The organism is Microcoleus sp. PH2017_05_CCC_O_A (assembly GCF_020738785.1).
Taxonomy (GTDB): domain Bacteria; phylum Cyanobacteriota; class Cyanobacteriia; order Cyanobacteriales; family Microcoleaceae; genus Microcoleus.
The window spans coordinates 27,828-41,781 of the sequence record NZ_JAEQCB010000029.1 but is presented as its reverse complement, the minus strand read 5'-3'; the positions used below and the strand labels follow the sequence as shown (position 1 = coordinate 41,781).

Here is a 13,954-nt window from a genome sequence, read left to right as displayed (position 1 = left end):
ACTCAAAAAAACAAAGGGCGATCGCCTTTATTATTCGTCGCTCATCACCCTCGAATCACGTTGACGACAAACCTTTTCCTACAATCTCTCGGATTTCTGTAACAAATTCTGCTGGAGTTTGAATCATTAACCCGCTTTGTGCAGCAACTTCGGACGTAAAATCTTTGGTATTTAAGCTCAACAGGCGATCGACATTTGCCAGAACAGCCGCTGCTAAAATCGGGGTATCTTTAGCTTCAATAATAGCCGCCCACCGCGATGATTCTTCGAGGGATGGATCAGGTTGAATTTCGGGGTTGATAGTAGCTAGCAACTCTGTAAAAATTGGCAGAGATGCAGGTATTTTTTTGCGTATATTCCGATCGCATTCCTTCAAAACTTGGTCAGATATAACCAACTTTAAAAGACCTATTTCAGCCATTGTCAGCACAGCACGACTAGCTCCCGTTCGCGATCCGCATCCGGCAATTAACACGCTGGAGTCTGCAAATATCCTACGCATCAAGACTGTTTCTCCTGCCAAATCGCCTCTCTCTCCGCTTCTAAACCCGCCAATAAATCAGTCAAACCCACATTTTCATTTTCCATAATCGTTGCAATCCGATCGATTAGTTGGGGAACTTGAGGTTGTTTGGGAGCAAGCACAATCAAATTACCTATTTGGAGTAGCACCAGCATATCTCCCCGATCGACCTTGAGAGCATCTTGTAATAACTGGGGAATGGTAATTTCCCCTCCCTGTCCCAGAACAATAGGGAATTGTTGAATCTCTACATCCGTTTCTTGTGAAGTTATTGTCACGACTTTAACCTCAGCCTTTAGTGTTAAGTTTCTAAGACTCTTTATTATAGCAATTTTTGGGCATTTTTTGTCAAACTCCCCTAGAAGTTGCAATTACTACGTTGACCTGCTACCGTTAACATAGACGCATCGTAGGAAAACAACCGATGACACTAACAGAATTACTCCCTACCATTAGACAACTATCTGCGATCGACAAACGAGAGTTAATCCGCATTCTAATGGCGGAAGAGGATATCAGTGACGAACAGGTGTGGAAGGCTCAATTTGAAGCTACAACAGACGCTCAGTGGGATAGTCTAGCTGAGATAGTACGTCAGGAAATCGCTGCTGGTGACATTATTTTTAGCGATCGCTAAGCCACTCCAAAGCCCGTGTACTCGCGCACATAGGTTGCTTGAAATCCCAAGATAATATCCTCCTTTGCCACACCCATTGCCACCAACTCGTGCGCCACTCGCATCTCCGTTGTATTCTGCTGCAACCAAATCTTGCCATCCTTAATATCTAAATGCAGCACGCATCCATACACCCGCCGATGCCCATCCCAACCAACATTCGTCACTTGATAATGATCCCGCTGCGTATCAAAAATTATTTGCGATTCGATCGCACCATTGGAGATCGGAGTTGCCACATATTCAGTCAATAATGCTTGAATCGACTGACGATAATGCTCTAGCTTATCCATTGTACAATCACCTCATTCACTGGATCGTAGACAATGCGGTTAACTTGATGCCGCTCTACCGAAATTTGCAAAAACTCCCGCTGAAAAAAAGCTTCGTGCACCGCAACAGGAACTGCTAAATAAAGCTTGCGATCGGGTTCCTTAAGTTCTAATGCAAGCCGATAATTCAGAAACTGTCCTAATGCCGCATGATAATCCGTAATCGGGGAGTCACCCAAAAATGTTTTAATTTCGACGGCGATTTTTTCTCCTGCCCGTTGTGCTGCGAGTAAACGCTCTGCACCCAAATCAATCTCAAACTTTGCTCAACCGGTTTCTAGCCTCAGCGGATCGTCGGTAATCACCCAATTTTCCTTCTGAAGGGCAAGCTTAACGGCTTCATGAAAGCGATCGCGTGCTGCCATTGTTCCCTTTTGTAACTTTTAACTTTATTGTACTTCCAATCGCATCTATCTGGAAAAGCCCGATCGCCATTCTGACTCTCAAGAGTGAGGATAGCTCATTATCTTCTCCTACGGGCGATCGCACCCGTCAAGTTTGATCGCACCGATGATACAATCGACACAGCGGTCGTTATTCCAGATTCCCACCATGACATTCATCAACCCCAAAACCGATTACGCCTTCAAAAAAATCTTCGGTTCTTCAGATAACAAAGGCATACTCATCAGCTTTCTCAACGCCATGATTTACGATGGCAATCCTACCATAGAAGACTTAGAAATTATTAATCCCAATTTGCCCCCAAAAATCACAGGGTTAAAAGATACTTACTTAGATGTGAAAGCCCGACTTGCCGATGGTACTCTCGTCATTATTGAAATGCAGGTATTAAATGTAGAGTTTTTCGGAAAGAGAGTTTTATACAACGCTGCAAAAACCTATGTTTCTCAATTACAGAAAGGACAAGGCTACGGAATGCTGCAACCTGTGATTGCACTGACACTGACTGATTTTGAGATGTTTGAAAATAGCGATCGGGTAATTTCTAGATTTGTTTACAAAGAAGAAACGACTAATCTGAGATATACCGATAATAACATGAAGCTAGTGTTTGTCGAACTCCCGAAATTTACCAAAGATTTGTCACAGTTAGAAACCCTGGTGGATAAATGGATTTATTTCATAAAATATGCTAACACGCTGACACAAATCCCAGAAACAATGGATGTCATTCCAGAGATTCATCAAGCCTTTGATATAGCAAATCAAGTTAATTTAAATCCTGACGAGCTGGACGCTATCGAACGGCAAGAAATGTTTATTTATGACCAACAAGGAGTTATAATCTATGCTGAAAAACAAGCTCGAAAAGAAGCTAAAAAAGAAGCAACACTCGCGATCGCCCGGCAGTTACTCGATCGCCTAGATGACGCAACCATAGCCCAAATAACCGGACTCAGCGTTCAGGATGTGCAGAATTTGCGATCGGAAGTTTGATGCGTCGAAAACCAGACATGACATTGTTCCCGTCCAATCTCTTAGTCCGCGCAGGCGGACTTCGTTTGTGTAGAAGCGGTTTCAACCGCCGAATAATAAACTACCTCAAAAACAACTTATAAGCCGGATTCTGACTCTCATCCCCATACTGATAGCCCAGCGTATCCAAAAAAGCCTGCCACTCCTTCATCTCATCTGGTGGTACCTGAATTCCCACCACAATTCGCCCGTAATCTGCGCCGTTATTCCGATAGTGAAAAACGCTGATATTCCAATTAGGACTCATCGAACCCACAAACTTCATCAACGCACCCGGACGTTCGGGAAATTCAAAGCGATAAAATAACTCATGATCCGCCAGCATCGAACGGCCACCCACCATATGTCGCAAGTGCAATTTCGTTAATTCATCATCAGTTAAATCCAAAGTTTTAAAGCCGCAATCTTCAAAACTCGCTGCTATTTTTACCGCATCGGCACGATTTTGAATCTGGACACCGATAAAAATATGCGCTGCTTTTTCATCCGCAATTCGATAGCTAAATTCAGTTAGATTGCGCTTACCCAAACATTCGCAAAACCTGCGGAGACTTCCCGGTTGTTCGGGAATTGTGACTGCAAAAATCGCTTCCCGACGTTCGCCAAACTCCGCTCTTTCTGCTACAAAACGCAGGCGATCGAAATTCATGTTCGCGCCGCAAGCAACCGCAATTAATGTTTCTCCTGCGACTTGTTCCCGTTCCACGTAAGCCTTCGCACCTGCGATCGCCAAAGCGCCAGCAGGTTCTAAGATCGATCGCGTATCCTCAAAAACATCCTTAATCGCCGCACAAATATCATCCGTATCCACCAAAATAATCTCATCCACATACTCCTGACAAAGCCGAAAAGTTTCCTCGCCAACTTCCCGCACCGCCACGCCGTCAGCAAATAAACCCACCTGCGACAAACGCACCCGTTTCCCAGCTTTCAGCGATTGATTCATTGCGTCGGAATCCACCGGTTCCACACCAATAATCTTAATTTCCGGGCGCAACCGCTTGATATAAGCTGCAATTCCCGAAATCAATCCACCGCCACCAATTGCTACAAAAATCGCGTGAATCGGTTTTTGATGTTGTCGCAGAATTTCCATGCCGATCGTACCCTGTCCCGCAATCACGTGCGGATCGTCAAAAGGGTGAATAAAAGTCATGCCTTTTTCGACCTCTAATTGGCGCGCAAAAGCGTAGGCATCGTCGTAGGTATCCCCATGCAAAATCACCTCTCCACCGCGCGCTATCACCGCATTTACCTTCACCTGCGGCGTCGTTACGGGCATGACGATAATCGCGCGAGTTCCCAGGTGGCGGGCGGCGAGGGCGACTCCTTGGGCGTGATTGCCGGCGGAAGCTGCGATCGCACCTTGTGCTAGCAAATCCGGCGACAGTTGCGCCATTTTGTTGTACGCGCCCCGCAGTTTGAAGGAGAAAACAGACTGCATATCTTCGCGTTTCAGCAGCAGTTTATTGTTGAGCCGCGTTGATAGATTGGGGGCTACTTCTAGGGGGGATTCTTGAGCAACATCGTAGACGCGGGCGGTGAGGATTTGTACGAGGTAATCGCAAAGCATGGGGTTAGCAGGTTTGTAGGTGCCGGATGGTGGGATAATTGTAGTGTATTTGTGTTAGTGTTTTGCGGGAATTGGCGATCGGGCTTCGCAGCTACGAAAGATTCAGTCAACTCGCTCGGATGTCGTTACATAAATAGTCAAACCAACCCTGGCATCGCGATCGAACTTTAATCCCACTTCTGTTTCCGACGCTATCTCCACACGATTTTGAGACAGATCGTTAAGCTGAATGCTCTCAATTTTAGCAGAATAGCAGTACGACAATTCATCGTTAACTAAAACCAGAAAAACACTTTTTCCTACACTCAATGTAACTTCCTTAACTTTCGCTACACCTGCTTGTGGCTTTTTGAACCACTCAGTAATTTGTCCGATTTCCATTACTACTTCTTGCTTAGTCTGGATTAAAATTATATTGTAGGTAACTAAATCGGCTAGAGATTTACATAAAGCCTCCACAAAATCACTTGATTCCAACAGTTCTTGAGTTCCCAAAATCTCGTCTACTACTCCGTGTGCTGCTTCATTACGATAATCAACCAGTTGTTTGAGTTCTCCTTCTGCCGTATTTTGATTGTCGCGAAATTCCTGTAAAAAATATTTGATTTCTTTGTAGTTGATTACCCATTTCCATGCTTCATCAATTCCAGCATTTTTAAAGACTTTTTCTAACACGTCCTTGCGTAAATTTTGCTCGTGCAATAGGAAAGCATCAGGAAGTAGCTCGTATTTCCCACTATCAGTAATCCCACAGGATAATCCTTGAACTACTTGCTCAACTGAAAGGTGTTGGAACCTATTTTTTTTGAGGTCAATTAACAAACGCCCGATACCCTCTCGATGGGTATTCTGAATTTTTTCGTCCAAGTCTGAATAGCGTGGAACTAAATCTGGCATGAGCCGCAGCCAATCCGAAATTAAATCCTCAACGAAGCGTTCATAAATAGCATACAATCTAGTTACCACAGCAGATCGATCGTAAATTTCCCATTCCCATTTTGTAGGGATTTCTTCTATTAATTTTGCCAATTCAGGATTTTCTTTCAAATTCCCTATATTGGAACTATGTTGAAATACAATTTTTCTCAGTCGATCGTTCGTTTTAATTATCGCACGAACACTTGAAATTTTGACACTAACTTGCTGGATAAGCTCCTCAAACATCGCAAGTTACTCTCCGATAACTTGCGAAAGCATTTCGTCAACTATTCCGATCCGCTGCTGAATTTCTGCTTTAGTTGTTCCACCTTCTATCAAAAGATGAGATTCTGGTTTGTTAAACAGGTTTTTTGTTTTTTCAATAATCCGCTCTTTTCTAGCAATTATTTTTGCTTCATCTGGCAAATATCTGCTCAAAGCAACCATAATTCCATCATAATATGCTCGCTCGGGCTTTGGCGACCAATTTTGAGATTGAGGGTCAAATGGTTTAAATAAATGCTCTCCGTAAATTTTGTGAGCTATTGCGAGCGTTTTAACAAAAAGCTCTTCCAAGTAATTGAGATCTACATCAGTGAAATTCAAACTTTTCATCATGTACAAATCTAAAAATCCTTCCATCCCCAGCCGGAAATGCTCGACATTCCTGAGAGCAAAAAAACGCAGCACTAACTCAGCGTCTTCCATTTTTATATAAAAGGTATTTTCCTTTAATTCTGGATTGCGATCGTCTGTCGGAATTCCCCAAGCTTCAGCAAATATGGGATGGCGCGCTAATTTTAGCAACAGTTCATTGAATTTTCCAGCATAAAAAATATTTCTCATTTCCTGCTGGCTGAACTCTATTCTTCCAGTATTTAGACGTTCAAAGGCTTTCTGTTTTAGAAACTTAGCTGATTCAGGATTAGAGGTTGATTCGGCAAGAATTGCTACGGATGATATGGAGCGTCGATCGATAGTAGCCCTAATTTTTTGAGGGAGTTTCTTGTAGGTATTTCCGTTAAATTGAGGCAAAACTTCCAGCCCTGCTAGTTCGAGCTTGTTCCCATAAAACTCTTGAATAGCAGAGATTCGCTGCTGACCATCTAAGATTTCATAACGAGCTAAATCTTGTTTGTACAAAGTTATTGGAGGAACGGGAATATTGAGGATAAATGACTCAATCAATCTGGATTTCATCGTTGCCGTCCAGCGACCTCTTCTTTGGTAGCTCGATCGCCTTTCTATATAATCAGACAGCCTTAAGGATTCGAGAAACCGAGGAATCTTTTCGCGGTTAATTTCAGTAACAATTGGTGTTTCTTTGAAATCGTAGTGCTGGTGGATATCGCGATCGAAGATTCGATCGGGTGTGTTTGCTGGCGAACTCTCCCACATCTGTTCTTCAACTGGTGCTAGCTGCATTTTTCGTAGTCTCCCTAAGCACAACTTGTTAATAATTATAGCATTGACACGGGATGAGCCGCTCGACTAAAATCTCACAAACTAGCGATCGCAAATGGAATTGGCAAGCCAGATATTTACATGGCAAAGTGGTTGTAAAGTTTAGTGCAGGTTCTAACTTTACTGGCCGATGGCTTACCAATTCAACACTTATCAACATTAATTGTTGAAATTTTCCCAAAAAACACTCTAATCAGGACGTGCAAAACCCGTTCGAGGGTCACTAATAAACAAACCCAAAACCAGCGAGTCCATCACCGTATCCCAGACAGGAGTCAAACGTTCAGCATCATCAACCCAGTAATCAAAAGTAATCAAACACTGAACATTAGAACCCAATCCGATACAGATTCTCGAATAAGCTTCCCGCTGTTCGGGAGGGTCGATAAACTTAAATTGGGTCCAAACAACCCGAGCAGTTTGCCGCTTCAATTGGATAATATCCCCAGGATCGATCGGATTTCTGGTATCATCTTCAACTATTTTCTGTAATAGCGGCACCAGCGGAAATTCTCCCCAATTACCAGGAGGTAACAAATTAAACGAAACCTCCAAACAACAATCATCATCCGGCGGTTTCTTATCCGTAAACCGGAACGACTTTGTATCCGGTTCAAAATGCCAATCTTGAGGAACATCAAAGCGGACTGCACCTCTTCCAGCGACAAAGATGCGAGTTCCAGGCTTTGACTTCCAATTGTGGTCTTCTTTGAGCTCTAGAGTTTCCTTGAGCCATTCTTGCTTTTTGCGCTTAGACATAAACAGAACACCAAATTACTGCTAATGTGTAGTTTGAGACTTGGCAAACACATTTTAACTCTATTTTGCTCACCCTTTGCTCAAATATAACAATCCTTACAAAAATTATAAATCCATCTCTTCTCTCTCCGCGTTCTCTGCGCCTCTGCGGTAAAAAAATCTTTCACAAATTCCTAATTTTTATTTTTAACTTGAGGAATCACATATCTAATACCGCCTTTATTTCCAGCCGCATCGCCCCTGTAGCGGGGGATAACATGAATCGCAGCGTGACTGCGACTTTGACCCGCATCTTTATTAATATTGATACCCACATTAAAACCATCAGGCTGAAAATCTTTAATTAACATCTCTTGCACCTTATTCGCCATAAACCAGCAAGCCGATTGCTCTCGAAACGGCAATTCAAAATAATTTGCAGTGTGACGTTTTGGAACAATTAAAACATGACCTTTGCTAGCGGGATAACCGTCAAATATTGCATAGGCTGTCGCTGATTCTGTGACTAAAGTTAAGTTTTTGTACGGATTGCAGAATATGCAGTTATTAGTGGAATTTCTTTGATGGTTGTAATGCACGTATTCGTAGATTTCGCAAGACTCATTTAAGAGAGACGACTTAAAAGGAAGTTTGACAATGCACTGATAGGTAGGTTTTTTGTGGACGTAGTGTTCTCGAAAACCTTCTTTTTTGATATCCCTTCTCACGGCAAAATATGCTTTACCTCCTGGTTTCAAGAGGTGCGACACTTCCATCAGCACATTCGCTTGTTCTTCGGGAAACAAGACATTTAAAACATAAAAGCAAATGATAGTGTCGAATTTATGTTCGGGAAATTCAGGAAAATAATAAGAGTCGTAACCTGCAATATCAAAGCCTTTTTGCTGCAACAATTTAACATCGCTACCGAAGCCGCACCCAAAATCTAAAACTTTACCTTGAAGCAAGTTTTGCTCTAATAAAAATCTTGCCGGAAATGACAGGTAAATTCTTTCAATTGCTGTGAGGTGGCTGAATTTATTTTGTTGCTTTTTCATGGCGACATAAATTTGATTTAAATCGAGATTCTTCAGTCCGCGGAGGCGGACTTTGTTTGTGTAGAAGCGATTTCAATCGCCGAATCTTATCTTAATAACAATTGTATCATTATTGCAGTTTGGCGATCGCCCCTTTCGCCACCAAAACCTTACCAGTCACCAAATCCCGCACCGTAGCCAACAACACCCGCTTCTCATCCACCTCAAAACTCACCGAAACCCTGTCAATCCCCAACACCCCAGGCGGATTCAAATGCGCCACACAAACCTCCTGGTGGTGGCTTTCCAAAGAACGAAAATCGCTGTGTTTGTTGAGCAAACTGCTCGTCATTTGCCCTTTTTCGTTAAAAGTAACCTCCGCTTGCGACACCTCCGCAACTTCTCCAATATCTAACCTAATTTCCCTTTGACCTTCAATGGCAACTTGCAGCGTCAACTCTTCGGAACTTTCACAAGGATACTTCATTTCCTTGCTAAAAATCGGCGAATAAGTATAAGCTTTAGCATAAGGTTCCCAGAGGCGAATTGCATAGGTGTGGCGCAAATAATCGTCAACACTCGCCAATTGTGTCAAGGCTAAAGCGCCGTGGGCTACAGCTTCAAAAGGCTTATCTGTTTTAACTTTTTGTCGCCCAAAATAGGAAACCACTAAATTAGATACAGCCGGAATCATAGAAGTTCCTCCTACCAGCAAAACCTGTTCGATATCTGCTTTACCGATACCTTTTCCCAGCGCAATGCTCAACACTTCATCTAAAGCTTCCCGCAACTGTTCCAACAACTGTCTGGATTCCAGGATTTCTTCAAGCTGATCTCGGTTTAACTGCAAGTCATAAGACATAAAATTTTCATCGTCAAACCAACTTTCCTTCGCCTCATTAACTTGAGACACTTGAATTTTTAACTTTTCTGCTATTTCTAATAAATTTTGCCAGCCCACGCCGCCAACTTCTGCGCGTGACGAACCAATTTGCCGCAAATAATCTTCAACAATCCAAATGTCAATATCTTCGCCACCGACATAAGCATCGGATTTTGCCAACACTTCGGCACGCACCCCCCCCAGCCCTTCCTTACCAAGGGGGGGAGAAATCTCGCTGCCTCCCTTAGCAAAGGGGATTACAGCAGTGCGGACTAAACTTAAGTCTAAAGTCCCGCCGCCAAAATCGACTACTAAAACTAGAGAACCGGGGCGTTGTACGGCATATCCCAGGGCGGCGGCGGTGGATTCATCGATTAGCTGAACTTCCTCAACTCCGAGAGATTCTGCTAAGTCGCGAAACCAATCAAGATATCGCTCAAATGCTCCGACTGGTACTGTAAAAATTAATTTATCTGGTTGTATGTTTTGCTGATATAATTGTTTCCATATAGTTCTGATAAATTGTTCAGCTACTGATTCCGGCGTGTAGCTTTCACCGTCTATATTGCGGGCCGGGGGCTGATAATCGGCAGCCAAGTCGCGTTTAAAAGCTTTGAAAAAGCGATCGGGCTGGGATTGTCCTAAACGCTGCGATCGCACTTTTTCTCCCAATACCAACTCTCCCGCATTTTTCACAAACACTAAAGTCGGAACTACAGGTATTTCTAGGGCATCTGGGTTCGATTTTTTGGTCTTAAAAATGCGGGACATTTCGCCCAATCTCAAAGTTTCTGGTGTTTGCGTATCCGGGTTGAGAATGCAAACAACCGTGTTGCTGGTACCGAAGTCTATTGCAACTGTAGTCATGTCTATTTTAGATTTTCAATTTAATTTGTTATTCCCGGTGGAAGGCTGCGACTAACTTTAGCTGGAGCAAGAATTTGCTCTCCATCCCGATAGCCGACAAACCGAATATAAACTAACTCTCCTTCTGTTATATCTTCAACATCCGGCTGGTGCAACTGCGGATTGTAAGTCACTTGTTCCCAAGCTGAACCAATTGTTTCAAAATCCCAACTTGACAAGAGATTTTCTAGGGGGGTAAACAAAGCCGAGAGATTTTTGGCGGGCATATTCGGCTTGGCTTCTGCCATTTTGCGGGCGCTGGGATAGTTGGTTAACAAAGTTTGCAACTGTTCAAAGGTGGCGCGGCGAAAATCGGTAGTTAGTTGAGTTTTTTGTTGCTGCAATTCTTCGCGCAGCCGGAAACACTGCTGTTTCAATTCTTCGATTTCGCTGGGATTCGTGGTGATTGCAGCCGATACGGGCAGTGCGCTTAAAGTGCGATCGAATTCCTGGAAATTCAAATTTAGCACAGTTGCCAGCCGCCGCAGTTGGTCTAGCGTGAGTTTTCCCACGTCTCCCTGCCGCACTAGGCGCACCCCGAAGCGACTTAAGCCTGCTTTTTCGCCTAAGTCTTGCCAATCGACGATATCTAGCTGATTCATGCGTTCCCGGAGGATTGTATCGTACTTAAAGTCGATCGCATCTCCGGCCTCGGATGCAGCATAAAGGTACACTAAAATTAGAAAAATGCCCCCGACAGCTAGCGCGATACCGAAGGCAGGCCCTGTTGTTATATCAACTGTTGCACCGAGGAGATAGAACATTGTTAATTTTTCTAAACTTGTTTTAAAGTCTGAGTTTGTTCGGCGGTCAAATTTTCTTCGCCTTCATAGTATTCTGGCAACAACTCTTGAGATTCTACTTGGCCCAGGGCTTTTTCAACTCCGGCAGTGGTTTCGGTGCAACTCGAACCGGTGGCGTTGAGGACGGTTTCAGTAATTTTGCCGTCTTTGCCGATGCGGTATTCTATTTGGCGGTACTCTGCCATAGTTCCTCTTGGTTTAATGCTTGACGGTTGAGTTTTGACTGTTGAGTTATATTATAGATTCTGTTTACCGATTATTCAAATGAATTTTTGTAGCGACAATGCAACCGGGGTTTCGCCGGAAATTATGGCAGCGATTGCAGCGGCTAATTGCGGTGCTGCGATGTCTTACGGAGATGATGAATATACGCAGCGTTTGCAAGTTAAATTCTCGGATTTGTTCGAGACATCGGTGACGGTTTTTCCTGTAGCCACCGGTTCTGCTGCTAATGCTTTGGCCCTGGCGGTGATGACTCCTGCTTACGGGGCTGTTTACTGTCACGCCCAATCTCATATTAATCTGGATGAATGCGGCGCGCCGGAGTTTTTTACGGGCGGTGCAAAGTTAGTGACATTAACAGGAAATCATGCTAAGATAGAGGCAGAGACTTTAGGTGAAATAGTCGATCGCGCTGGTGCAGGAGTAGTCCACCACGTACAGCCCGCCGCCGTCAGCATCACGCAAGCCACAGAAGCCGGCACAGTATACCATCCAGCGGAAATTGCCCAGATTTCGGAAGTTGTGCGCCACCACAATTTGCACCTACATATGGATGGAGCTCGCTTTGCTAACGCTGTGGCGATTTTGGGCTGTGCTCCTGCCGATATCACTTGGCGCGCAGGTGTGGATATCCTCTCATTTGGAGCGACAAAAAACGGCGCTATGGCTGCGGAAGCTGTGGTATTTTTCAATCAAGAATTAGCAAAGACTTTCCCATTTTACCGCAAGCGCAGCGGGCATCTGTTCTCAAAGATGCGGTTTTTGTCGGCGCAGTTGGAAGCATATATAACGGATGATTTGTGGCTAAAAAATGCGACTCACGCCAATAAGATGGCAGCTAAATTAGCCGAAGGTTTGGCCGGAGTTGAGAAAGTCAAGTTTTGCCATCCCGTCGAAGCTAACGAGATTTTTGTGCAGCTTCCCGAATCTGTAATTGCAGCGGTTTTAGCTGAAGGTTTTCTGTTTTATCGGTGGGATAACTCTACTATTAGACTGGTAACAGCTTTTAATACTAAAGAAGAAGATGTTAATGCTTTCCTGGAAGCTGTTAAACGCTATTCTGTATAAATTTTAAATTGTAAGAGCGGGTTTATTGAACCTTTTCGTGATGATAAATCTTTCTGTGAATACGCCCTTACAGATTTTTATAATTCGGTAGGGGCGGGTTCACAAACATCTTTAATACCCACAAAAAATTTAGGTAAACCCGCCCCCACACAACCAATAACCCACATCAACGTTAATTTCTATCAAATACTAAAAATGTAGATTTAGATTTATCGTTGGGTGGGGGCGGGTTTTTGAGATTGTTGTTTGTTGGATGAGATTTTTGGCGAACCCGCCCCTACGGTTTGATGCAGAAAATGTAGATGTAAATTTACCGCTGGGTGGGGCAGGTTTTTGAGATTTTCGGTTTTTGGCTGGGATTTTTGGTGAAGTAGACGCCTAGAGTTTAATCGATTCATGAATAGGTTCTGCAACTGCTGCTAATTCGGGTTCCTCTGCTTCGAGGTGCGCTTCCAAAAGCGCCAGATTTCTCATGTTTGACTTATAAAAAGCATCGAAAATATCTCCGACTAAAGGCACTGAGCCAATAACAGCTTCCAAACTAATATTGTAAATCATTTTGCCTAGAGTTTTCGGGGGGAGATTGAATTGAGTTGCTAAGTAAATTAGGTAAGCAGAAAACGCAGTATCTACTATATCCCCAGCACCGGGAACTAAACCGATAATGGGATCTAAACCAATGCGAAATTTAGTACCGGGTATGCCAATGGCGGTATCCATCAGGCGGCTGAGTTTGCGGATGCGGTTGAGAGTGGCAAGACGCTCTATTTTGTTCATATTATTATTGTTGGACTAGCTGGAAAAAACGACATCAGTCGGAAGACGGAAAAAATATCGCCCTGACAGGTTCGTAGTGAGGACTTCAGTCCTCTTCAAATCAGAGAGGACTGAAGTCCTCACTACAAACTTTATAAGGGTTATTTTATGATATAGTCGGCGACGATCGCAAATTGGGAATTAGCTACGCTTCAATAAACTTAACTATAGTTAAGATGCTTAATTCCCCATTCGTGCATCGAATCAATAATCGGTTTAAGACTTTCGCCCAAAGGCGTGAGCGAATATTCAACTTTCGGCGGAACTTGCAGGTAAATTTCCCGATGAACAATCCCATCTGACTCCATCTCCCGCAACTGCTGCGTCAGCATCTTCTGAGTAATGCCGTTGACAGCTCGTTGCAGCTCATTAAAACGCTTCACTCCTTGAAATAGCTCCCGGAGAATTAAGACTTTCCAGCGCCCGCCAATCACCTCTAAAGTTCTTTCTACCGGGCAATTTGCGCGCTCAATAGTTCCTGCTTTAGCTTGCATAGTATCTTTTTGGTAACTACCGCACTTTTAAGTGCGTACTTCCCATAATAGCTTGACTTGG

At 43.6% G+C, this 13,954-nt stretch carries 17 protein-coding genes and 1 pseudogene; 4 read left to right on the top strand and 14 right to left on the bottom strand.

All coding sequences use genetic code 11. The features are described 5' to 3' along the window. Positions 1-55: 55 nt before the first annotated feature. Together JGK20_RS09025 and JGK20_RS09020 are read right to left on the bottom strand one after the other, a co-directional pair. Positions 56-502, bottom strand: coding sequence for a PIN domain-containing protein (locus JGK20_RS09025; protein WP_293196856.1), 447 nt, complete (start codon positions 500-502; stop codon positions 56-58). Continuing rightward, the gene (locus tag JGK20_RS09020) at positions 502-801 is read right to left on the bottom strand and encodes a hypothetical protein (protein ID WP_293190448.1); all 300 of its coding nucleotides are present in this window, start codon (positions 799-801) and stop codon (positions 502-504) included. The genes JGK20_RS09025 and JGK20_RS09020 overlap by 1 nt, the downstream gene beginning before the upstream one ends. A 146-nt stretch (positions 802-947) precedes the next feature. On the opposite strand from JGK20_RS09020, the gene JGK20_RS09015 reads away from it, so the two are divergent. Beyond that, positions 948-1,160, top strand: coding sequence for a hypothetical protein (locus JGK20_RS09015; protein WP_293190449.1), 213 nt, complete (start codon positions 948-950; stop codon positions 1,158-1,160). Here JGK20_RS09015 and JGK20_RS09010 read toward each other — a convergent pair. Further along, a complete protein-coding gene (locus tag JGK20_RS09010; RefSeq protein WP_293177271.1) occupies positions 1,157-1,492 on the bottom strand; it encodes a XisI protein in 336 nt (111 codons plus the stop codon). The two genes, JGK20_RS09015 and JGK20_RS09010, sit on opposite strands and share 4 nt — an antisense overlap. Further along, positions 1,480-1,896, bottom strand: a pseudogene (locus JGK20_RS09005) (XisH family protein). Before JGK20_RS09005 ends, JGK20_RS09010 begins: the two are co-directional and overlap by 13 nt. Here JGK20_RS09005 and JGK20_RS09000 point away from each other — a divergent pair. Beyond that, a complete protein-coding gene (locus JGK20_RS09000; RefSeq protein WP_293212129.1) occupies positions 1,887-2,033 on the top strand; it encodes a hypothetical protein in 147 nt (48 codons plus the stop codon). The pseudogene JGK20_RS09005 and the gene JGK20_RS09000 sit on opposite strands and share 10 nt — an antisense overlap. Before the next feature lie 50 nt (positions 2,034-2,083). After that, positions 2,084-2,932, top strand: coding sequence for an Rpn family recombination-promoting nuclease/putative transposase (locus tag JGK20_RS08995; RefSeq protein ID WP_293190450.1), 849 nt, complete (start codon positions 2,084-2,086; stop codon positions 2,930-2,932). A gap of 100 nt (positions 2,933-3,032) precedes the next feature. Here JGK20_RS08995 and ilvA read toward each other — a convergent pair whose 3' ends face one another. From ilvA to JGK20_RS08955, 8 genes are all read right to left on the bottom strand, one after another. Continuing rightward, positions 3,033-4,580, bottom strand: a complete 1,548-nt coding sequence (ilvA, locus tag JGK20_RS08990; RefSeq protein WP_293212142.1) for a threonine ammonia-lyase, biosynthetic — start codon at positions 4,578-4,580, stop codon at positions 3,033-3,035. Between the two features lie 66 nt (positions 4,581-4,646). Continuing rightward, on the bottom strand, positions 4,647-5,708 hold the full coding sequence (locus JGK20_RS08985) for an MAE_28990/MAE_18760 family HEPN-like nuclease (RefSeq protein ID WP_293212127.1): 1,062 nt from the start codon (positions 5,706-5,708) through the stop codon (positions 4,647-4,649). A gap of 6 nt (positions 5,709-5,714) precedes the next feature. Further along, positions 5,715-6,887: a DUF262 domain-containing protein gene (locus JGK20_RS08980; RefSeq protein WP_293212125.1), complete on the bottom strand. Its 1,173-nt coding sequence runs from the start codon at positions 6,885-6,887 to the stop codon at positions 5,715-5,717. Positions 6,888-7,115: 228 nt separating this feature from the next. Then, the gene (locus tag JGK20_RS08975; protein ID WP_293212124.1) at positions 7,116-7,685 is read right to left on the bottom strand and encodes a hypothetical protein; all 570 of its coding nucleotides are present in this window, start codon (positions 7,683-7,685) and stop codon (positions 7,116-7,118) included. 173 nt (positions 7,686-7,858) lie between these two features. Further along, positions 7,859-8,722, bottom strand: a complete 864-nt coding sequence (locus JGK20_RS08970; protein ID WP_293190452.1) for a bifunctional class I SAM-dependent methyltransferase/HIT family protein — start codon at positions 8,720-8,722, stop codon at positions 7,859-7,861. Positions 8,723-8,831: 109 nt separating this feature from the next. Continuing rightward, positions 8,832-10,451, bottom strand: coding sequence for an Hsp70 family protein (locus tag JGK20_RS08965; RefSeq protein WP_293230127.1), 1,620 nt, complete (start codon positions 10,449-10,451; stop codon positions 8,832-8,834). Positions 10,452-10,471: 20 nt separating this feature from the next. Further along, positions 10,472-11,254, bottom strand: coding sequence for an XRE family transcriptional regulator (locus JGK20_RS08960; RefSeq protein WP_293177255.1), 783 nt, complete (start codon positions 11,252-11,254; stop codon positions 10,472-10,474). 11 nt (positions 11,255-11,265) lie between these two features. Further along, a complete protein-coding gene (locus JGK20_RS08955; RefSeq protein WP_293177253.1) occupies positions 11,266-11,478 on the bottom strand; it encodes a DUF2997 domain-containing protein in 213 nt (70 codons plus the stop codon). 79 nt (positions 11,479-11,557) lie between these two features. On the opposite strand from JGK20_RS08955, the gene JGK20_RS08950 reads away from it, so the two are divergent. Further along, positions 11,558-12,583, top strand: coding sequence for a low specificity L-threonine aldolase (locus JGK20_RS08950; RefSeq protein WP_293230124.1), 1,026 nt, complete (start codon positions 11,558-11,560; stop codon positions 12,581-12,583). A gap of 378 nt (positions 12,584-12,961) precedes the next feature. Here the strand turns inward: JGK20_RS08950 and JGK20_RS08945 are convergent, their stop codons facing one another. Continuing rightward, positions 12,962-13,360 (bottom strand): DUF4112 domain-containing protein, encoded by a 399-nt coding sequence (locus JGK20_RS08945; protein ID WP_293190456.1) that lies wholly within the window; start codon positions 13,358-13,360, stop codon positions 12,962-12,964. A gap of 200 nt (positions 13,361-13,560) precedes the next feature. Then, a complete protein-coding gene (locus tag JGK20_RS08940) occupies positions 13,561-13,893 on the bottom strand; it encodes a helix-turn-helix domain-containing protein (protein WP_293177247.1) in 333 nt (110 codons plus the stop codon). Positions 13,894-13,954: the final 61 nt, after the last annotated feature.